Here is a 19,906-nt window from a genome sequence, read left to right as displayed (position 1 = left end):
CTCGCGGATCGTGGCCACCGGCTCGAGCGTGCGCTTGTCGATCAGCGTCAGCGTGTCCTTGGCCGTGGGGCTCATCATCGAGTCGGCCCAGGCGTAGGGCGTGGCCGCGTGGCTGCGGATGAAGAAGCCCGGGCCGGGCGTCGGCACGGTCTTGACCGGCTTCCAAGTCTTCATGTCGATCACGTCGATCGCGCCGGTCTTCAGGTTCGGGCTGGCGAGCACGGTGGTGCCGTTCCACGCGAAGGTGATGCCCGAGCCCAGGTGCGGCATGCCGGCGATCGGCAGCTCGGCGATCTTGCGGCGGATGTCGAGGTTGACGACCTGGGCGGTCGGCGCCGCGTCGGGGCTGCGCGCCCGCGCGGTGCCGATCAGGTGGCGGTAGCCCTGGTCGAAGAAGAAGTCGTCCAGCGGCTCCTCCAGCGGCGTGCGCCGCACGCCGAGGTAGCCGGGCTTGGCGATGGCCTCGCCCATGCGGTAGTCGTGCACGTAGCCGTCGTGGATGGGCTCGGCCTTCGGGTCGTACGAGATCTCCCAGACCTCGGCGATGTCCTTCAGCGCGACGACGAAGCTCTTGCGCGGCGCCGCGTCGTACACGGCCGAGACGCGTGAGTGCTGCGTGCCGTCGAGCGTCGCCGCGTCGTAGGTCTTCACCAGGTTCAGGTCGGCATCGAACAGCGCCAGCGTGCGCGGCAGGTAGTTGGCCGCCATCACCCAGCGGCCGTCGCCGCTGACCGCCACGTTGCGCATGTTCAGGCCCGCGCGCACCTCGGCGACGATCTTCAGGTTCCACAGGTCGTACTTCGTGATCCAGCCGTCGCGCGAGCCGAAGAACACGTAGCGGCCGTCGGGCGTGAACTTGGGCCCGCCGTGCAGCGCATAGCGGCTGGCGAAGCGGTGGATCACCTCGAAGCGGTCGCCGTCGACCAGCGAGACGTGGTGGTCGCCGCCCTCGACGACGACGAACAGGTTCATCGGGTCGGCGCGCCATTGGGGCGCGGCGGGCCACGCGGCCCAGCCGGCGGTTTCGGTGCGCGAGGCGCGGATGTCGGCCTCCGCCCAGGCCGGCGCCGGTTGCACGGGCTGGTAGATCCAGCGGGCGAGCGCGGCCATCTCGTCGCCGCTCAGCTTGTCGGCGAAGCCCGGCATCTGCGTCGCGGCGCGGCCTTTCTCGATCACGGTCTTCGCGTCGGCCGCGCGCAGCCGCTCGAGGCTCTCGGGCAGCAGCGCCGGGCCCATCAAGCCGGTGCGCTGCTCGCCGTGGCAGCTCGCGCAGTGCTGCGCGAACAGGCGCGACGCGTCGGGCGCCTGCGCCCGCGCGAGGTCGGCCCCCATCCAGACCAGGCCGGCGGCCAGCAGCAGCTTGGCCGCACGGGCCAGCGATTCAGGCAGAGGCATGGGCCACCTCACCGGCGACTGACACCACCGGGGGCGCCAGGCCGATCTCGGTGTCATCGAGGTAGCAGCCCGGGTCTTCGGCCCAGGGATCGCCGGTCGTCTGTTGCGCCCGCACGCGGGTGTTGCCGCCGCAGATCGCCAGGTGCGCGCAGGCGCCGCAGCGCCCGGTCACCGGCCGCGGCCGCTGCTTCAGGCCGGCCATCAGCGGGTCGCTGGTGTCGGGCCAGATGGCCGAGAACGGCCGCTCGCGCACATTGCCCAGCGTGTGGTGCCACCACATCGTGTCGGGGTGCACGTTGCCGAGGTTGTCGATGTTGGCCACGCCGATGCCGCTGGCGTTGCCGCCCCAGTCGACGAGGCGCTCGCGCAAGGTGCCGTGCCAGCGCGGCAGCCGCGCCTGCGCCCATTGCAGCAGGTAGGGCCCGTCGGCGTCGTTGTTGCCGCTGACATAGTCCTCCAGCCGGCCTTCGCAGGCGGCCTCCCATGCGCGCTCGAACAGCAGGTCCATCGCCTCGCGGGTGCTGGCGAAGCGGGCGTCCTTCGCGCGGTGGATGTTGCCGCGGCCGGCGTAGTTCAGGTGCGAGAAGTAGAACTTGTCGACCTGCTCGTCGCGCATCAGCTCCAGCAGCGGCGCGAAATCGGCCGCGTTCATCGCGGTCATCGTGTAGCGCAGGCCGACTTTCACGCCGCGCGCGTGCAGCAGGCGCACGGCGGCCAGGCTCTTGTCGAAGGCGCCCTCGAGGCGGCGGAACTGATCGTGCGTTTCGCGCAGGCCGTCCAGGCTGATGCCGACGTAGTCGAAGCCCACGGCGGCGATGCGGTCGGCCATTGCGGCGTCGATCAGCGTGCCGTTGGTCGACAGGCCGGTGTAGAAGCGCATCGCCTTGGCGTGCGCGGCGATCTGGAACAGGTCCGGCCGCATCAGCGGCTCGCCGCCGGACAGGATCAGCACCGGCACGCCGAACGCCTTCAGGTCGTCCATCACTGCGTAGACCTCGGAGGTCTTCAGCTCGCCCGCGTAGTCGTGGTCGGCCGACAGCGCGTAGCAGTGCTTGCAGGTCAGGTTGCAGCGGCGGATCAGGTTCCAGATCACGACGGGGCCGGGCGCCGCGCCGGCCCGCGCCGCACGCGCCACCGGGTAGCTGCCGGTCGCCTCGGCGTGCGCCAGCTCGCGCATGTATTGGCTGATGCGGAACATCGTCAGTTCTCGGTGAGGCGCAGGCCGGTCTTCTTCAGGATCGCGGTCGAATAGAGAATTTCGTGGGCTCGGCAGGCCGGGCCCAGCAGCGTGGCGATCTGCGCGGCCTGGGCCTCGACCTCCTCGCGCGTGCGGCCATGCAGCATCGCGAAAAGGTTGTACGGCCAGGCGGGAGCATGGCGGGGCCGCCGGTAGCAGTGGCTGACGAAAGTCAAGGCGCCGACCTGCTCGCCGAGCGCGTCGACCTGCTCGTCGGCCACGTCCCACACGCTCATGCCGTTGGCGGTGTAGCCGAGCCGGTAGTGGTTGGGCACCGCGCCGATGCGACGGATCAGGCCCGATTCGAGCATCGCGGCCAGGCGCTCGCGCACCAGCTCGCCCGGCACGCCCAGCATCGCGCCCACGGCTTCGTAAGGCCGCGCGACCAGTGGCAGGCCGCCTTGCGTGGCGGCGATCAGCTCGCGGTCGATCTCATCGAGCGGCATCGCCAGTCTCCAGGTGATCGAGCGGCAGCTTCAGCTCGACGAAGTACTCGCGCTCCTTGGGGAAGGCGAACACGGGCAGGCCGGTGTCGGCCTCGATGCGCTGCAGCGCTCCTTCAGCCTTCTCGGGCGAATCGGCGGCGACGACGAACCACATGTTGAGTGCATGCTCGCGGCGGTAGTTGTGGGCGACCTCGGGCAGCGCGTTGACCAGCGTGGTGACCTCGTCGTAACGGTGCTCGGGCACCGCAAGCGCCGCCAGCACGAAACGGCCGCCCGCGCGCTCGATCTGGAACAGCGGGCCGAAGCGGGTCAGCACCCCTTGCGCGAGCAGCTGGCGCAGCCGCTCGATCAGGTGCTCCTCGGCCATGCCGAGCTCGGCACCGATCTCGGCGAAGGGCCGGTCGACCAGCGGCAGGCCGCCGTGCAGGCGCGTCAGGATGCGGACGTCTTCAGGCGACAAGAGCATGGGGCATCGGGTCCATGAGCGCGGGCCGCGCGTCGGCGAAATAGCGGCCACCGGTCTGCTTGTAGCGGCGGCGAGAGAACAGCACGGCGCGCGGGCAGGCGGCCAGGCCGGCCTGGGCCAGCGCGGCGTCGAGCACCGCGTGTACCGCGACGCGGTCGCGGCCATGCACCATGCAATACAGGTTGAACGGCCAGCCCTCGGCGCGCGCGCGCCGGTAGGCCAGCGTCACGCCCGGGGTGCGCGCCAGCGCCTCGCCGCAGGCATCGACGGCATCGTCGGGCACGTCGAACACCGTCATCGCATTGGCGGCGAAGCCGAGTTCATGGTGGCGCACGATGGTGCCGAAGCGCTTCAGCGTGCCGTGCGCGAGCCAGCCTCGCAGCACGTCGAGCACCTGGCCTGGCGTGCGGCCGAGCGCCTCGGCCCAGGCGTCGAACGGGCGCTCGAGCAGCGGCAGGCCGTCTTCGACCAGCGCGGCGAGCGACCGGTCGGCCGGCGCCACCGGCCGCGCGGCCGCGCCGTGCGGCCCGGTGCGTGGCGCGGCGGCCGTGCGGCCGCGCAGGTCGAAGCCGAGGTCGATGCGGTAGGCGCGCTGCATCGGCAGGCGCAGCGCGGCCAGCCCGGTGGCCGCCTCCAGCCCGGCCAGCGCCGCGGCGAGCGCCGACGCGTCCGGCGCGGTCAGCACGAACCACAGGTTGATCGGGTGCTCGCGCTCGTAGTTGTGGTTGACGCCGGGGTGCGCCGAGACCAGCGCCGCCACGCTGGCCAGTCGGGCGGGCGGCACCGCCATCGCGCACAGCATCGCGGCGCCGCCGGCGCCGCCGCCGAACACGCCGCCGATGCGGCTGAGGCTGCCGTCGAGCCGTGCGGCGGCGTAGCCGGCGAGCACTTCGTCGACGCTGGCGCCGGCCAGCGCGGCCACCGTCGCGAACGGTTCGCGCTCGAGCGGGAAGTCGTGCTGCCAGTCGTTCAGCAGGGCCAACTGATTCATAGGCCCATCCGCCCGGCGCGCGAGGTGAAGAAGATGCCGCTCGGCGCGTCGATCGCCAGCGTCGCGAGCGTCGCGAAGCTCTGCGTGTCGATCACGCTGACGCGGTTGTCGTCGCGGCTGCTGATCCACACGGCCTCGCCGCGCGGCGTGAATTCCATGTGCAGCACCGCCTTGCCCGGTGTCAGCGTCTGCACGATGCGCTGCGTCAGCACATCGATCACCTGCACCCGGTCGTAATCGGGCACCGCGAAGTTGACCCAGACCTGGCGCCCGTCGGGCCGCGCCATCACGAACACCGGCTGGCCGGCGACCGGGATGCGGCCCACCTCCAGCCAGCTGTCGGTGTCGACCACCAGCACCTCGTGCCGGCCGATCGCCGGCAGGTAGGCGCGCCGGCCGGCGACGGCCCAGCCGCGCAGGTGCGGCATCTTGTAGACCGGCAGCGGCTGCTCGCCGCGGCCGTAACCGGCGAGGATGCGGCGTGCGCTGGGCGTGGCCTGCCACAGGTCGACCAGGGCCAGGCCATCCTCGCCGAACAGGCCGGCGATGTAGTGGCGGCCGTCGGGCGTGACCAGCGCGTCGTAGGGCATGCGGCCGATGCCGGCGAGCTTGGTCAGCTTCGGCGCCGCGGGGTCCGAGAAATCGGCGATCCAGATCGCGTCGGCGTCGAGCAGGCTCCACGCGAAGCGCCGGCCCGGCAGATCGACCAGCCCGACGACACGCGAGGGCTTGCCGTTCACGTCGGCGGCCGGGATGTCGGCGACCGGCGCGAGCGTGCGCGCATCGAACACCCTGACGCCGCCGGGCGTGTAGTTCTGCGCGGCGACCAGCGAGCCGTCGGCGCTGATCGCGCCACCGATCGAGTTGCCGGCCTGCATCACGCGCGCCGCGATGCGACGCTCGAGCAGGTCGACCTTGGTCAGCCCGCCGTCGCGGCCGAAGACGTAGGCGAAGCGGGCGTCGCGCGAGAACACGACCGACGCATGCGACAGGTCGCCCAGGCCCGCGACCTCGCCCAGCAGCGTGCGCTGGCTGGTGTCGACGATGGCCAGCGTGCCGCGGGCGCGCTCGACGACGACACCGAGGTCGCCGGTGCCGCGCAGCAGGGCCGCGGGTGGCGCCGCACAACCGGCGAGAGCCAGGCCGCCTGCGCCGGCGGCGAACAGGAAGGCGCGGCGGTCGATCATCGTGAGTTCCTTTCGACCCCCAAGACGCCGGCGGCGTCGGCCCCCCGAGGGGACTCCTCGGGAAAACCGGCCTGCAGCCGTTCGGCGATCCAGCGCGCCTCGCCCTCGTCGAGCATCGCGCGCCACGGCGGCATCGGCGTGCCGGGGCGGCCGTGGAAGATCGTCGCGGCCACGCTCTCGGGCAGCCGGTCGGCCAGGGCCTCGCGCGTCAGCGCCGGCCCGAGCCCCCCGGTCAGCCGCATGCCGTGGCAGGAGCCGCAGTCCTGCCGCACCATGCGCACCAGCTGCTGCTGGCGCGCCGGTGCGGGCTCGGCCACGGCCCCGGTGGCAACCGCCAGTGCCACCGCCACCACGAGCATGTCTTTCACGCGGCGCTCGATCAGTAGATGTCGTGTTGCGTGTTGTAGACGTTGAAGTGCCCGGTCGGCGTGATCAGGCGCGGGTCCTTGATCACGGTCTTGAGCTTCAACGTCTTGTCGTCGACGACGACCAGCGCACTCTGCTTGTTCTTGGCCGACCAGACCGCGAACCAGACCTCGTCGCCGGCCTTGTTGAACTCGGGCTGCACAACCCGCTTGGCGCCGTCGTCCGGCAGGCCCGCCCACTCGGCGATCGGCAGCACGGTGTAGCCCTTGTCGAGGTTCTTGATGTCGTACACCGCCACCGACTGCGAGATCTTCGGATCCGGGTTCAGCGGCGTGTCCGAATACAGGTGGGTCGACTTCGGGTGGCTCTTGATGAACAGCGCCCCGCCACCTTGGCCCTTGAGCTCGGCGACCTTCTTGAACGCGTAGTCCTTGTGGCCCTTCGGGTCGGTGCCGATCAGCGAGATCGTCTCGTCACCCAGGTGGCCGGTGGCCCACACGGGGCCGAACTTCGGGTGCACGAAGTTCGCGCCGCGCCCCGGGTGCGGGATCTTGCCGACGTCGATCAGCCGCTCGAGCTTGCCTTCCTTCAGGTCGACCGCGGCGATCTTGTTGCTCTGGTTGGCGGCGACCATGAAGTAGCGGCCGGTCGAATCCATGCCGCCGTCGTGCAGGAAGCGGGCGGTGCCGATCTCGGTGGTCTTCAGCGCGTCGATGTTCGAGTAGTCCACCAGCAGCGTCTTGCCGGTCTCCTTCACGTTGACGACGAACTCGGGCTTGTAGTGCGACGAGACGATCGAGGCCACGCGCGGCTCGGGGTGGTACTCCTGCTTGTCGACCGTCATGCCGCGGGTGGCCACGATCTTCAGCGGTTCGAGCGTGTCGCCCTTCATGATCACGTACTGCGGCGGCCAGTAGCTGCCGGCGATCGCGAACTTGTCTTCATAGCCCTTGTACTTGCTGGTGTCGACCGAGCGGGCCTCCAGGCCGATGCGGATCTCGGCCACGTTGTCGGGCTTCTCCATCCACAGGTCGATCATGTTGACCTTGGCATCGCGGCCGATCACGAACAGGTAGCGCCCGGAGGCCGACAGGCGCGAGATGTGCACCGCGTAGCCGGTCTTGACGATGTTGATGATCTGCTTGGTGTCGCCGTCGATCAGCGCCACCTCGCCGGTGTCGCGCAGCGTGGTCGAGAAGATGTTGTCGATGTTGTAGTTGTTCAGCTTCTTCTTCGGCCGCTGCGCCGGCGGAACGATGACCTTCCAGGTCGCCTTCATCTGCTCCATGCCGAATTCGGGCGGTGTGGGCGGATCCTGCTGGATGTAGCGGGCCATCACGTCGACGGTCTTCTCGTCCATCTCGCCGGAGGTCAGCCAGTTCGGCATGCCGGCGGGCGAGCCGTAGCTGATGAAGACCTTCAGGTAGTCGGTGCCCTTGCCGAGCGTGATGTCGGGTGTCAGCGGCTTGCCGGTGGCGCCCTTGCGCAGCACGCCGTGGCAGCCGGCGCAGCGCTCGAAGTAGGTCTTGCGGGCCAGCTCGAACTCCGCCAGCGTCATGGCCGGCGCCTTCGGGTTCGTGCTCTGGTACATCGGCTCGCCGGCCAGCGGCGAGCCGCCGGCCTGGTAGTTCACTTCGGGCTGCGTCACGTCCTTCTTGTCCTCGGCGTGCGCGACGGCTCCTGCCAAGGTGGCCAGCGTGGCCAGCGCCAGGGCGCTCAGCCGGTTCAGCGTGGGGTTCTTCATCGGTGTCCTCTGTGGGTTGTGCGTCAGGCGACGAGCGAAGGCATCGTGTGCCCGAGCCGCGGGTCGGTCCTTGATCTGCTTCAAGGACGAGAACGGATGTGCCGCCCAACATCGCCGCCACCAGCTACCGATGGCGACGAAGGAATGCCGGCCACCATGCAATTGCTCGACGACCTGATGCTGTTCACACCGCCCCCGCCGGCGAGCACGCCGCCCGCGCCGCGCGCCGCGCTGGTGACCCTGGTCGGCGCCGGGCCGGGTGACCCCGAGCTGCTGACCGTGAAGGCGGCCAACGCGCTGCGCCGCGCCTCGCTGGTGCTGTACGACCACCTGGTGAGCCCGGCGGTGCTGGCGCTGATGGCCGAAGGCGCCGACCGCGTCTACGTCGGCAAGGAGTCGTCGAACCACAGCCTGTCGCAGAAGACGATCATCGAGCTGATGCTGCGGTATGCGCGTGCCGGCCGCCCGCTGCTGCGCCTGAAGGGTGGCGACGGCTACATCTTCGGCCGCGGCGGCGAGGAGGCCGAGGCCCTGGCCGAGGCCGGCGTGCCGTTCGAGGTGATCCCCGGCCTGTCCGCCGCGCAGGGGGCGGCCGCGAACGTCGGCATCCCGCTGACGCACCGCGACCACGCGGCGACGCTGGTCTTCGCCACCGGCCACGGCCGCGAGGGCGGCGACCCCGAGCTCGACTGGGCCGCACTGGCCCGCCCGCGGCAGACGCTGGTGATCTACATGGGCGTCGGCACGCTGGCGCGCAGTTGCGCCAGGCTGGTCGCGCACGGCCTGCCGGCCGACACGCCGGCGGCGATCGTCGAGCGCGCCACGCTGCCCGGCGAGCGCTGCCTGACCGGCACGCTGGCCAGTCTGCCCGAGCTTGCCCGCGCCGAGCAGGTGAAGCCGCCGGCGCTGGTGATCATCGGCCAGGTGGTCTCGCTGCAGCCGCTGCTGGCGCGCGCCTCGGCGAGGCATCCGGCGCCCTGACTCCCGGTGCATCATCCTGTTTGCTGGAGGTCGAATTCCAGTAAACTGGATGGCATGGACATCAACCACCGCATCGCCCGCCGTGTGCGCGAGCTGCGCGACGCCGCCGGCCTGTCGCTCGACGCGCTGGCCGAGCGCAGCGGCGTCAGCCGTTCCAACATCTCGCTGATCGAGCGCGGCCAGAGCAGCCCGACCGCGGTCGTGCTGGACAAGCTCTCGGCCGCGCTCGGCGTCACCGTCGCCTCGCTGTTCGAGGCCAGCCCCGGCCTGGCCGCCAGCGCCGAGCCCTCGCCGCTGGCGCGCGTGGCCGAGCAGCCGCTCTGGACCGACCCGGCCAGCGGCTACGTGCGGCGCAACGTGTCACCGCCGGCGCGCTCGCCGATCCAGCTGGTCGATGTGATCTTCCCGGCCGGCCAGCGCATCGCCTACGAGACATCGGCGCGCGACAACGACGTGCACCAGCAGGTCTGGATGATCGACGGCACGATGGAGCTGACCGTCGGCGACGCGCACTGGCGGCTGGCCGCCGGCGATTGCCTGGCGATGCGGCTGGATGCGCCCATCGTCTTCCACAACCCCGGCCGCTCGCCGGCGCGCTACCTCGTCGCGCTGGCGACGCTGCCCTTCCTGCCGTCCCGGAGGAATTACTCGTGAACGTCTCGATCCGGCGCGTCGGCGCCAACGAAGCCGCGGCCTGCATCGAGGGCCTCGCGGAGGTCCTGATCGATTGCGTCGACGGCGGCGCCTCGGTCAGTTTCATGGCGCCGCTGTCGCGCGAGAAGGCACTGGCGTTCTGGCGCGGCGTGGCCGACGGCGTCGCCCGCGGCGAGCGTGTGCTGCTGGTGGCCGACGACGAGGCCGGCCGAATCGTCGGCACGGTGCAGTTGATCACCGCCTTGCCCGAGAACCAGCCGCACCGCGCCGACGTGGCCAAGATGCTGGTCCATCGCCGCGCCCGGCGCCAGGGCGTCGCGCAACGCCTGATGGCGGCGGTGGACGAGGCCGCGCGGGCGGAAGGCAAGCACGTGCTGGTGCTCGACACCGTGACCGGCGGCGACGCCGAGCGCCTGTACGGGCGTTCGGGCTGGGTGCCGGTGGGCTGCGTGCCCCACTACGCGCTGATGCCGGACGGCGAACCGTGCGGTACGACGTTCTTCTACAAGCGGCTCTGAGGCAGGCCGTACCCCCGGCGGTTTCCTTGCCCTAAGATGGCCAGAGGGATTCGCGTGACTTGGCGGGGTGTCGATGCGGGGAAGGTGGGTTCAGGTGGCCGTGCTGCTCGCCCTGGCCTGCGCGCAAACGGCGGGGGCAGCCGCGGCGCCGGTGCTGCGCGTGCTGGCGTGGCCGGGCTATGCAGAGCCCGAGGTCGTGCACGACTTCGAGGCGCGGACGGGTGCCCACGTCGAATTGACGGTGATCGATACCGACGAGTCGATGTGGCAGCGGCTCAACGCGAACGGGGGCGGCGACTTCGACGTCTTCGCGGTGAATACCGCCGAGCTGCAGCGCTACATCCGGGCTGAGCTGGTGCAACCGGTGGATCCGGCCCTGGTCCCAAACACCCGGGCGCAGCTGCCGCGCTTTCGCCAGCGCAGCTCGATCCCCGGCTTGGTGCACAAGCAGGGCGGCGTGGCGCAGACCTATGCGATCCCGTTCACCTACTCCGAGATGGGCTTGATCTACGACAAGCGCCAGGTCGGCATCCCGCCGACTTCGATCGCGGCGCTGTGGGACAAGCGCTACCAGGGCAAGGTGCTCGCCTACGGCGGGGGAACCCACAGCTTCTCGCTGGCCGCCCAGATGCTCGGGGCCGCGTCGCCGTTCAAGATCGAAGCGCCGATGTGGCCGCGCACGGTGGATGCGCTGATCGACCTGCGGCGCAACGTGCTGGGCTTCTACAACCAGCCCGAGGAGTCGATCAGCCTGTTCCGGCGCCATGGCGCCGCGCTGATGTATGCGAACTACGGCACGCAGCAGCTGCATCTGCTGAAGGCCCAGGGTGTCGACGCGGGCTATGTGATCCCCCGCGAGGGCGCACTGGCCTGGCTCGATTGCTGGGCCGTCACGCGCCGGGCCCGCGAACCCGCGCTGGCCCATGCCTGGATCGACCTGCTGCTGGGCGAGCAGGCCAGCCGGCTGCTGGTGTCGCGCCAGGGGCTGGCCAACACCACCACCGAATCGGATTCGAGCCGCCCCGAGGTGCGCCTGCTCTGGCTCGAGCCGGTCGAAGACGCCGGCCGGCGCGAGGCGTTGTGGGCGCGCATCCGCTCCGGCGATCGCGCCTCGCGCGTGCTGGCGCCATGAAGGTGAAGCTGGGCATCGCCTGGCGCCTCGGGCTCGCGCTGGCCGGCGTGGGTGTGCTGGCAGCCGCCCTGACCGGCTACTACGGCTACACGGCCAGCCGCACCATGCTGATCGCGGGCGCCGAGGAGCGCCTGCAGACCGCCACGCGGGTGCTGGTGCGCCAGTTGGCGGTGGGCCTCAACGGCACCGCGCGCGACGTGCGCCTGCTCGCCAACCACCCGCAGGCCGCGCGCCTGCTGGCCCGCGCCGACCCGCGCGTGCAGGCGTTCAACGAGAACAACGTCGAGATGTTGTTCGAACGCCTGCTGGACACCCACCCCGAGTACTTCCAGATGCGCCTGATCGACGTGACCGATCATGGGCTGGAGCGCATCCGCGTCGATCGCGACGAGGGCGGCCTGGTGCGCGTGAGCGGCGACGACCTGCAGGAGAAGGGGCACTACCCGTATGTGTTCGAGACGCTGCGCCTGCCCCCCGGCGCGGTGTACGTGTCACGCCCGGCCATCAACCACGAAGTGGGCGCCCATGCCGGCCTGGGCAAGCCCTCGCTGCAGGTGGCCGCCCCCGTGCACGATGTGGATGGGCGGGCGCGCGGCGTGGTCGTCATCAACGTCGACCTGAACGGCTTGTTCGCCCAGCTCGCCGCCGACCTGCCCCCCGGCTTGCAGCTGTACCTGACCAACAGCGCCGGCGATTTCCTGATCCACCCGGACCCCGCCCAGGCCTTCGCCTTCGACCGCGGGCAGGTGGCGCGCCTGCAGGATGCCTTTCCCGCCGCGCAGGCGATGACGCGCGAGGGCCCGGGCCGCCAGGACGAGCTCGTCACCACGGCGTCGCTGGGCGCCCAGGGCGCCGTGGTGGCGGCTTTCATGCGCCAGCCGCTGGGCGAGCTGCAGCGCGAGGACGAGTTCATCCTCGGCCTGGCCCAGCCGCTGAGCGTCGTGCTGAAGGACAGCGAGCAGCTGGGCGCGGCCAGCGCCCGCATCGTCGTGGCGTTCAGCGCGCTGGCCGTGCTGCTGGCGGCCTTGCTGGCGCGGGCCATGACCCGCCCGCTGAACCAGATCGTCGACGCGGTGCGGCGTTTTGCCGAGGGCGCCCCGGGCGGCCGCCTGCCCAGCGCGCGCCAGGACGAGATCGGCCTGCTGGCGCGCAGCATCGAGGCCATGCAAAGCCAGATTCGCGCGCAGTTCGCGACGCTGGAGCAGAAGCAGGGCGAGCTCGACCGGCTGGCCAGCCACGACAGCCTGACGGGCTTGCACAACCGGCGCTTCTTCCTCGATCGTCTCGATCACGCGCTGGCCCATGCCAAGCGCACCGACGGGCAGCTGGCACTGCTGTTCATCGACCTGGACAACTTCAAGGCCATCAACGACGAGCTCGGCCATGCCGCGGGCGACCATGTGCTGCGCACCTTGGCGCAGCGCCTGAAGCACGTGGTGCGCGAGGTCGACACCGTGGCGCGCATCGGCGGCGACGAGTTCATCATCCTGCTCGACGAGATCGACGGCATCGAGGGGGTGTCGATCGTTGCGCACAAGGTGCTCGATGTCCTGTCGCAGCCGGTGCGCCGCGGCGAGACGGACCTGGTGCTCGGCGCCAGCATCGGCGCCAGCCTCTACCCGGAGAACGGCGAAGGCGCCATCGAGCTGATCGCCGCCGCCGACCAGGCGATGTACCGCGCCAAGTCGGGCGGGCGGATGCGCGTCTGCCTGGCCGGCGACAGCGGCGGGGCCGACACGATGGCGGCGGCGGTCAGCTGATCCGGGGCTGACGGCTAGGCGGCCGCCGAAGCGCCGGGCTGCGCGGCAAGCAGGACGGATCCGACGCCGAGCACCAGCACGACGAGCGCGACGAGGCCGCCCAGCCAGGGCACGGCGGCGGCCAGCCCGATGAGCAGCATGCACAGCGCGGCGGCCAGCGCCTGCCAACCGCGGTGGGCCTGGCGCTGCGGCTTCCAGCGCGCCAGCGCCATGCGCCCGCCGCTGACGCCGAGCGAGGCATAACCCACCAGCAGCAGCGCGGGGTAGGCCAGCAGCGCGAGCAGGCCCAGCGGCGCGCCGATCACGGTGGCGAGCAGCACGATCGCCAGCACGGGCACGCAGACGATGGCCACGAAGCCGGCCAGCGCGCTGGCGCCCGGCCGCTCGCTCAGGCTGCGCTGCACGCGCTCGCCGAGCCGCGGCAGGGCCGCCGCGAGCACCGCGGCCAGCAACATCAGCCCCGCCGTCCAGACCCAGCCGACGGCGCCACGGTGTCGGCCCGGCTCGGGCGAGGGCGCCCGAGGCACGCGCTCGATGCCGCCGCCGACCCGCGCGGCCGGGTCGCGCACGATCTCGTCGCCGCTGGCATAGCGCAGCTTGCCGCCGATCGCGGCCCGCGGGCCGAGCTCGAGCCGGCCCGCGCGCACGTGCACGTCGCCGGCCACCGGCGCATTGATCAGCACGCGGCCGGCGCCGGCGACGACATAGCCATCCACCGGGCCGAGCACGCGAAGCTCGCCACCCGCGGCCGACAGGTTGCCCGCCACGCGCCCGGCGGGCGAGACCTCCAGGCTGCCGCCGGCGATGCGCGCGTTGTGCTGGACCGGGGCGCCGATCGTCACGCGGCCGCCCGCCGCATACAGGCTCTGCCGCACCGCGGCGTCCAGGCGCAGCGTGCCGCCAAGAAGGAGCGCGTCGCCGCCCACCTCGGCCAGCACCTCCACCGTCCCGCCGGCGGCCATCAGGTCACCGGCCACGGGCTGCATCTGCGAGGGCGCGCCGCCGGCGATGGCCCGGTCCGTGCCCAGGTCACGCGCGGCGACGCCGTCGTGCTCGTCTGCCGCAGCGGCCCCGCAGATGGCGCAGGCGGCGCCGATGGCGATGGCGGTGATCCAGGATTTCATCGTGACCTCCGGCTGCAAACCAGCCCCCGGGGCGCGCTCAGGCCGCGCGCAGGCTCGGCGCTTGCGCCAGCGTCGGCAGCGCCAGCTTCCACAGCCGCAGCGCTCGCCCGAGGAACACGCCGCTGAGCATGCCGTACAGGCTGGCAACCGTCCAGCCGAAGCCGCTGTCCGAGGCCAGTCCGGGCGACATCGCGAGCAGCACGCCGACGGTGTACCTGGTGAAGAAGATGCCCATCATCAGCACCAGCGGCCAGGCGCTGCCGGTCAGCGCGAAGCGGCGGGTGGCGGGGTCGTAGGCCGTGCCGGCCGGCAGCGGGCGCGTCGCCACCGCGGCGCAGGCGGCGGCCAGCGCCCCCAGCCAGCCGAGCAGCACCACCGGCTGGGCGGCGAAGGCCGCGAGCGTGCCGTACAGCGACCAGGCCAGCATGGCCAGCGGCAGGATGGACACGCGCCGCAAGCCGGCGCGGCGTCCGGCCAGCTGCGACAGGCCGAGCAGCAGCAGCACGGTGAACAGCACGAACACCCAGCGCGGGGTGTGGCTCAGGATCTGCATCGACATCATCGGCTCCTCTTGGCGTTTCGGGTGGCGATGTGGTGATGCTGGCCGGGCCCCTGGCCGCCGGCGAGCCGGATGCGACGAACGGGTTCGGTGAGGCGCCGGGTGCGGCCGGCGGGCGCGAACGGTCGGCCGGCGGCGCGGCGCCCTGGCTGGCGCCGCGCCCGGTTGCGTTCTGTCACCAATTGGGTTTCATGCATGGCGGCCGTGGTCGATGAGCACGGTCAGCCCGCAGCCGACCCAGGGAGACCCGACATATGGCGAATGCAGCCGTCCTGCGCAGTGCGTCCTTCTCGGTGGCCAACCAGCATGCGCTGGCCACGATTCTCGAGGCGAGCCAGACGAAGAGCATCATCGCCTCGCGCGACATCTTCGACATCTCCGGCATCAAGCTGTGGGCGCGCGATCAGCCGGTGTCCTCGGCGCTGCAGCGCCGGCTGCTGGACCGGCAGCTGCGCAACCCGCTCGAAAGCTGCCTGCTGGCCGAAGACGGCGTCAGCCCGCACACGCTGGTGCAGGCGGCCGAGGTGCAGCTCGAGCGCGGCGGCCCGCTGGTGGCGCTGCTCAAGCCGCACGCGGCGAGGCTGCTGAAGGAAACCGGCCACCTGCCCTTGCACTCGGTGCCGCAGCTGCTGCTGACCGCGGCCCAGGCCTCGCGGCCCGAGGCCTTCACCCATGCGGTGCAGGCGATGCTGCTGTGCGGTGCGATGATGGATCGGCACGGCGGCGGCGTCGCCGAGCTGCGCCTGGCGCTGCTCGCCGGCCTGCTGCACGACCTGGGCGAGATGTACATCGACCCCCGCTACGGCGAGGCCGAGGCCGACCGCGAGCTCGATTTCGTCAGCTACCAGCAGCTCGTCGTGCACCCGCACGTCGGCCACCTGCTGATCGCGCAGCTCACCAACTACCCCGGCGCGCTGTCGCGCGCGATCGCCGAGCACCACGAGCGGCTCGACGGCTCCGGCTACCCGCACAGCTTGCAGCGCGACGAGGTCTCGCCGCTGGGCCGCATGCTCGCGGTCGCCGAGGCGGCGCTCGGCAGCCTGCGTGGCGCCGCGGCGGCCGGCGCGGGCGAGCAGGTGCCGACGCTGGCGCGCGCCAGCGTCGCACTGCGCGCGGTGCCCGGCGAATTCGACCTGAACTGGATCGGCGCCATCGAGGCCGCCGCGCGCGCCGAGCCGCCCCACCGCTCCCGCATCACCAGCGCCGATGTGCAGGCGCGCCTGACGCGGCTGGACGATGCGCTGCGGGCCGCCGAGGCCAAGGCGGCCGAGCTGGCCCCGCGGGCCGAGGCGCCGCCGTTGAAGAACGCCGTCGCGCTGGTGCGCCACCTGCTCGGCCGCTTGCGCCTGGGCTGGAACGCCAGCGGCTTGTGGAGCGCCTCGGCCGTGCCGGTGCGCGACGCGGCCGAGGTCGAAGCGATCGAGGATGAACTGATCTTTCGCCTGCGGGGGATCGAGCGCGCCGCGCTGCTGCGTGCCGGCGAACTCGCCCCCGGCGACGCCGGCCGGCTCGAGCAGCTGTGCCTGAGCCTGCGGGCGATGGCCGAGTAGCCCAGGACCTCCGTTCAGGGCGGCGGCGGCAGCTCGGCTGCGCCGGCCCAGGCGTCGGCCATCGCGGGCGCGCTGGCGGCCAGCAGATCGGCTTCCACCGGCTGCACCGCGGCCGTCGCCAGGCTCGTCAGCGTGACGACCACATAGAGGATCGCAGCGAGTCGTCGCATGGCGCGCCCTGGCTTGCCCTTACTTGTTGGCGACTTCGAGCTTGTTGTCGACGCTGACCACGCCGTTCACGGCCTTGGCCAGCTCGGTCGCGCGTTCGCGTGAGGCGACGTCGGGCGCGAAGCCGCTCAGGGAGACCTTGCCATCGACCGTGTCGACGTTGATCTTCAGCGCCGACAGGCGCGGGTCACCGGCCAGCGCGGCGTTGACCTTGGCGGTGACGGCCACGTCCTCGGCCTTGGCGGTCATCCGTTCGGCCGCGCCTTCGACGCGGTTCGCGGCGTTCTCCGTCGCGGTCTTCGCCTCCTTGGCACTCTGCTCGGTCTTGGCGATCGCGCTGTCGAGCTTCTGCCCGGCGGTGCGCTCCTCGTCGTTGCGGCCGCAGGCCACCAGCAGGGTGGCGGAGACCAGCGACAGCGCCAGCAGGGCGGTGGGGGCAAGGCGGGTGGTTCGGGTGTTCATGGGGTGCTCCTTTGCGTGGAATGTCCATCGTCGGGTGCCGTCATGGCCGGCCGCCGAGGATCAGAACCGGTCGGCGCGCGAGCGCGCGAGCCAGCCGGCCAGCATGGCCACCGCCGCGCCGGCCGCGACCGCGAACAACATCGACTTCACCGGTTCGTGCTGGATGTAGCCGACCGCGCGGTCGCCGGCGCGGTGGGCCTGGTCGCGCACCTGGTGGGTCGCATCGCGTGCCCGGTCCATGCTGCGCTGGGTCAGCTCTTCCATCTGCGCCGCGGCGCGGCTGAAGGCGGACGGGGCGAGCTGGCTCATGTGGCTCAGCTGGTCCGCGCCGGCCTGGAGGTGGTCGGCCGCCGTGTCGGCGGCGCGCGTGAACGAACGGGTGACGCTGGTCATGGCAAGGTCCTTTCATGGGTGCCGCGTGCGGGGTTGCCGGCGGCAATGGACCCAATGTAGGCAGCCCCCGGCGCGGGCATGAGCGGCGGACAGCGCGGCCGCATGTCGGCCGGCCGAGCGCCCCGGTGTAGGAGGGCGCCTACGCCGAGTCCTGCGCGGCGTCGGACGGCGCGTCCGGGGCGCTCGGGGCGGCCAGCGGCAGCCGCGCGGTCAGCGTGGTGCCGCGGCCCGGCGCCGAGCGCACCAGCAGCCGGCCGCGCTCGGCCTCGACCCGAAAGCGCATGCCGAACAGGCCATGGCTGCCGGCGGGCGATTTCGAGATGTCGAAGCCGGCGCCGTCGTCGTTCACCTCGATCACCGCCTCGCCATCCTCGGTGTCCAGGCTGACCTGCACCTCGCTGGCACGGGCGTACTTGGCGATGTTGGTCAGCGATTCCTGCACCACGCGGAACACGACCAGGTCGGCTCCCGGCGCCAGCTGCACCGGCTGCAGCCGGGTGTGGATCGGCACCCCGATGCGTTCGCTCGACTCGGCACACAGGATCTCCAGCGCCGGCACCAGGCCCAGGCTGTTCAGCGTCGATGGGCGCAGGTCCTCGATGATGCGGCGCTTGAGCGCGATGCCGCTGTTCAGCGCCTCGACCAGGTGCGTCAGCCGCGGCTGCAGGTCGGGCGCGGCCTGCAGCAGCTTGGGCTTGATGCGTGCGACGTCGAGCTTGGCGGCGGTCAGCAGCGCCCCGAGTTCGTCGTGCAGGTCGCGCGCCAGCCGCGCGCGCTCGTCCTCGCGCGCGGTCTGCAGGTGGCGCGCGAGCTCGGTCAGGTCGGCGGTGCGTGCGCTGACCTCGAGCTCGAGGCGGTCGCGCTCGGCACGCACCTCGGCTTGCCGCTCGGCGAGCTGGCGGTCGAGCAGGTTGCTCAGGCGCAGGAAGGCGGCCAGCACCGCCAGGCCGATCACCGTCAGCGCGGCCACGCCGATGCGGTTCAGCAGCAGCGTGTCGTAGACCTTGCCCAGCGTCGCGTGGCCGGCCTCGTTCTGGCGCCGCAGCAGCGCGTCGACCTCCTGCCGCAGCTGCTCCATCTGGTCGCGGCCGATGCCGGTGCGCACCATCTCGATCGCGGTGCCGCGCGACCCGCTGGCATCGAGGCGCAGCACTTCGTCGATCTCGCTGAGCTTGGACACCGCGAGCATCGCGATGCGCTTGCGGTGCGCCTCGGCCTCGGCGTCGCCGACGTCGCCGTACAGCTGCTCGAGCCGGTGCAGGCTGTCGAACACGTCGGCGCGGGCGGACTGGTAGGGCGCCAGGTACTCGGGCCCGCCGGCCAGCAGGTAGCCGCGCTCGCCCGATTCGGCATCGGTCACGCGGCGCAGCACGCGCAGCAGCTCGTAGCGGGCCTGGTCCATGGAGGCCAGGCGCGTCAGGCGGGCGTCGGCGCCGAGGTAGGCGAGCTCGCTGGTCGCCAGCAGCAGCCCGGCCACCAGCGCGGCCAGCGGAAAGGCCATGGCCCGGAATTTGCCCCGGTCGAACCAGGCTGCGAGGCGGGGTAGCACGGCCTACACTCCCAGCGCGATGTTGCAACCCATGATGGACACGCCATGATCCGGGTAGGAATTGTCGATGACCATGTGATCGTGCGCACCGGCCTGCGCCAGTTCTTGTCGGAGCAGGTCGATCTGCGGGTGACCGGCGAGGCGGCCAACGGCCGCGAGGCGCTGAACCTCGTGCGTGCCGGCGAGGTCGACGTGCTGGTGATGGACCTGTCGATGCCCGACCAGAGCGGGGTCGACGCGCTGGCCGCGATCAAGGCGCGCGAGCCGAACCTGCCGGTGCTGATTCTCTCGGGCTTTCCGGAAACGCACTACGCGACCACGCTGCTGCGCCAGGGGGCGAGCGGCTACCTGAACAAGGAGTGCGACCCGGAGGAGATCGTCACCGCGATCCGCACCGTCTACCGCGGCCGCAAGTACATCACCGCCGCCGTGGCCGAGCTGCTGGCCGACGGGCTCGGCGGCAACCCCGACAAGCTGCCGCACGAGCAGCTGTCGGAGCGCGAGTTCCAGGTCTTCCTGCGCCTGGCCAAGGGCGAGACGATCGGCCACATGGCCGATTCGATGGCGCTGAGCGTGAAGACGGTGTCGACCTACCGCACCCGCGTGATGGAAAAGATGAAGCTGTCGTCCAACAGCGACCTGACCTACTACGCGCTGAAGAACGGCTTGATTCAATGAGGCCACGTCAGGACCGGGCAAGCGGCTTGCCCAGTTCTTCGCAGTAGGCCAGCAACTCCTCGAGCTCGGCCGACTTGTCGAACACGCGGTCGGCGCCGAGCTGGGCGCAGCGCTTGCGCATGTCGGCGGTCGCGAAGTTGCTCAACACGACCAGCCGCGCGTCGGGCCGCAGCGCGTGCGCCTGGCGCAGCACCTCCAGCCCGGTGCCCTGGCGCAGGAAGATGTCGATGATCATCAGGTCGCAGGGCTCGGGGCTGGTGCGCAGCCAGTCGAGCGCGCTGCGCTCGTCCTCGGCGGTGCCGACGACCTGCACGGCGAGCAGCTCCTCGAGCGTGGCGACGAGGTTCTGCCTTATGACCGCGCTGTCCTCGACCAGGAAGCACCTGAGCGGGTTCTTCGACGGGTCGGTGCTGGTGAGCGAAAGCGGGTTCATGCGGCAATGCGCGGGAGGCGCGGGGGTTCGAGCGGACTGAGCCAAATTATTGCGGTGCGGTGAAGACGCCGGCGTACGTGCAACGAGGTGTTTCGTGTCGGAGGAATCCTACG

The 19,906-nt window shown here is 71.6% G+C and carries 22 protein-coding genes; 7 read left to right on the top strand and 15 right to left on the bottom strand.

The genetic code is table 11. The annotated features are described in order from the left end of the window. The 8 genes from VJ693_RS07745 to VJ693_RS07710 form a co-directional block, all read right to left on the bottom strand. Window positions 1–1,395 (bottom strand): cytochrome D1 domain-containing protein (locus VJ693_RS07745; protein WP_324153004.1); only part of this gene is annotated, 1,395 nt, incomplete at its 3' end. Then, window positions 1,382–2,593, bottom strand: a complete 1,212-nt coding sequence (gene nirJ, locus VJ693_RS07740) for a heme d1 biosynthesis radical SAM protein NirJ (protein WP_324153003.1) — start codon at window positions 2,591–2,593, stop codon at window positions 1,382–1,384. The genes VJ693_RS07745 and nirJ, both read right to left, overlap by 14 nt. A 2-nt stretch (window positions 2,594–2,595) precedes the next feature. Next, on the bottom strand, window positions 2,596–3,078 hold the full coding sequence (locus VJ693_RS07735) for an Lrp/AsnC family transcriptional regulator (protein WP_324153002.1): 483 nt from the start codon (window positions 3,076–3,078) through the stop codon (window positions 2,596–2,598). After that, a complete protein-coding gene (locus VJ693_RS07730) occupies window positions 3,065–3,544 on the bottom strand; it encodes an Lrp/AsnC family transcriptional regulator (protein WP_324153000.1) in 480 nt (159 codons plus the stop codon). The genes VJ693_RS07735 and VJ693_RS07730 overlap by 14 nt, the downstream gene beginning before the upstream one ends. Next, complete coding sequence (locus VJ693_RS07725; protein WP_324152999.1) at window positions 3,528–4,535, bottom strand: Lrp/AsnC family transcriptional regulator; 1,008 nt, start codon at window positions 4,533–4,535, stop codon at window positions 3,528–3,530. The genes VJ693_RS07730 and VJ693_RS07725 overlap by 17 nt, the downstream gene beginning before the upstream one ends. Continuing rightward, the gene (locus VJ693_RS07720; RefSeq protein WP_324152997.1) at window positions 4,532–5,722 is read right to left on the bottom strand and encodes a cytochrome D1 domain-containing protein; all 1,191 of its coding nucleotides are present in this window, start codon (window positions 5,720–5,722) and stop codon (window positions 4,532–4,534) included. The genes VJ693_RS07725 and VJ693_RS07720 overlap by 4 nt, the downstream gene beginning before the upstream one ends. After that, window positions 5,719–6,081, bottom strand: a complete 363-nt coding sequence (locus VJ693_RS07715; protein WP_324153009.1) for a cytochrome c — start codon at window positions 6,079–6,081, stop codon at window positions 5,719–5,721. The genes VJ693_RS07720 and VJ693_RS07715 overlap by 4 nt, the downstream gene beginning before the upstream one ends. A 20-nt stretch (window positions 6,082–6,101) precedes the next feature. Beyond that, a complete protein-coding gene (locus VJ693_RS07710; protein ID WP_324152996.1) occupies window positions 6,102–7,832 on the bottom strand; it encodes a cytochrome D1 domain-containing protein in 1,731 nt (576 codons plus the stop codon). A 156-nt stretch (window positions 7,833–7,988) separates the two neighbouring features. On the opposite strand from VJ693_RS07710, the gene cobA reads away from it, so the two are divergent. The 5 genes from cobA to VJ693_RS07685 all read left to right on the top strand — a co-directional run bounded on the left by cobA (window position 7,989) and on the right by VJ693_RS07685 (window position 12,877). Beyond that, on the top strand, window positions 7,989–8,813 hold the full coding sequence (cobA, locus tag VJ693_RS07705) for a uroporphyrinogen-III C-methyltransferase (protein ID WP_414652238.1): 825 nt from the start codon (window positions 7,989–7,991) through the stop codon (window positions 8,811–8,813). A gap of 54 nt (window positions 8,814–8,867) precedes the next feature. Then, window positions 8,868–9,467, top strand: a complete 600-nt coding sequence (locus tag VJ693_RS07700) for an XRE family transcriptional regulator (protein ID WP_324152994.1) — start codon at window positions 8,868–8,870, stop codon at window positions 9,465–9,467. Continuing rightward, entirely contained in the window at window positions 9,464–9,985 is a 522-nt protein-coding gene (locus tag VJ693_RS07695) for a GNAT family N-acetyltransferase (protein ID WP_324152992.1), read from the top strand. Before VJ693_RS07700 ends, VJ693_RS07695 begins: the two co-directional genes overlap by 4 nt. A 94-nt stretch (window positions 9,986–10,079) precedes the next feature. Further along, complete coding sequence (locus tag VJ693_RS07690; protein ID WP_324152991.1) at window positions 10,080–11,117, top strand: extracellular solute-binding protein; 1,038 nt, start codon at window positions 10,080–10,082, stop codon at window positions 11,115–11,117. Further along, a complete protein-coding gene (locus tag VJ693_RS07685) occupies window positions 11,114–12,877 on the top strand; it encodes a diguanylate cyclase domain-containing protein (protein WP_324152989.1) in 1,764 nt (587 codons plus the stop codon). Before VJ693_RS07690 ends, VJ693_RS07685 begins: the two co-directional genes overlap by 4 nt. A gap of 14 nt (window positions 12,878–12,891) precedes the next feature. On the opposite strand, the gene VJ693_RS07680 is transcribed toward VJ693_RS07685, so the two are convergent. Then, window positions 12,892–14,001, bottom strand: coding sequence for a polymer-forming cytoskeletal protein (locus VJ693_RS07680; protein ID WP_324152987.1), 1,110 nt, complete (start codon window positions 13,999–14,001; stop codon window positions 12,892–12,894). Window positions 14,002–14,038: 37 nt separating this feature from the next. Beyond that, window positions 14,039–14,560 (bottom strand): DUF6622 family protein, encoded by a 522-nt coding sequence (locus VJ693_RS07675; protein WP_324152985.1) that lies wholly within the window; start codon window positions 14,558–14,560, stop codon window positions 14,039–14,041. A 254-nt stretch (window positions 14,561–14,814) separates the two neighbouring features. Here VJ693_RS07675 and VJ693_RS07670 point away from each other — a divergent pair, with 254 nt between their 5' ends. Beyond that, on the top strand, window positions 14,815–16,110 hold the full coding sequence (locus tag VJ693_RS07670) for an HD domain-containing phosphohydrolase (protein ID WP_324152983.1): 1,296 nt from the start codon (window positions 14,815–14,817) through the stop codon (window positions 16,108–16,110). A 14-nt stretch (window positions 16,111–16,124) separates the two neighbouring features. On the opposite strand, the gene VJ693_RS07665 is transcribed toward VJ693_RS07670, so the two are convergent. From VJ693_RS07665 to VJ693_RS07650, 4 genes are all read right to left on the bottom strand, one after another. Beyond that, window positions 16,125–16,280 carry a hypothetical protein gene (locus VJ693_RS07665; protein ID WP_324152981.1) on the bottom strand — a complete coding sequence of 52 codons (156 nt, stop codon included), beginning with the start codon at window positions 16,278–16,280 and terminating at the stop codon, window positions 16,125–16,127. Between the two features lie 19 nt (window positions 16,281–16,299). Continuing rightward, on the bottom strand, window positions 16,300–16,740 hold the full coding sequence (locus VJ693_RS07660) for a BON domain-containing protein (protein WP_324152980.1): 441 nt from the start codon (window positions 16,738–16,740) through the stop codon (window positions 16,300–16,302). Between the two features lie 60 nt (window positions 16,741–16,800). After that, a complete protein-coding gene (locus VJ693_RS07655) occupies window positions 16,801–17,133 on the bottom strand; it encodes a hypothetical protein (RefSeq protein WP_324152978.1) in 333 nt (110 codons plus the stop codon). Window positions 17,134–17,272: 139 nt separating this feature from the next. After that, window positions 17,273–18,634, bottom strand: coding sequence for a CHASE3 domain-containing protein (locus VJ693_RS07650; RefSeq protein WP_324152976.1), 1,362 nt, complete (start codon window positions 18,632–18,634; stop codon window positions 17,273–17,275). 93 nt (window positions 18,635–18,727) lie between these two features. Between VJ693_RS07650 and VJ693_RS07645 the strand changes: the two genes are divergently transcribed. After that, window positions 18,728–19,360, top strand: coding sequence for a response regulator transcription factor (locus tag VJ693_RS07645; protein WP_324152975.1), 633 nt, complete (start codon window positions 18,728–18,730; stop codon window positions 19,358–19,360). A gap of 7 nt (window positions 19,361–19,367) precedes the next feature. Here the strand turns inward: VJ693_RS07645 and VJ693_RS07640 are convergent, their stop codons facing one another. Further along, window positions 19,368–19,793, bottom strand: coding sequence for a response regulator transcription factor (locus VJ693_RS07640; RefSeq protein ID WP_324152973.1), 426 nt, complete (start codon window positions 19,791–19,793; stop codon window positions 19,368–19,370). Between the last annotated feature and the right edge of the window lie 113 nt (window positions 19,794–19,906).

Source organism: Ideonella sp., from assembly GCF_035254525.1.
GTDB lineage: Bacteria > Pseudomonadota > Gammaproteobacteria > Burkholderiales > Burkholderiaceae_C > Ideonella.
The sequence above is the reverse complement of the archived record's forward strand: the minus strand, read 5'-3'. Positions and strand labels throughout refer to the sequence as shown.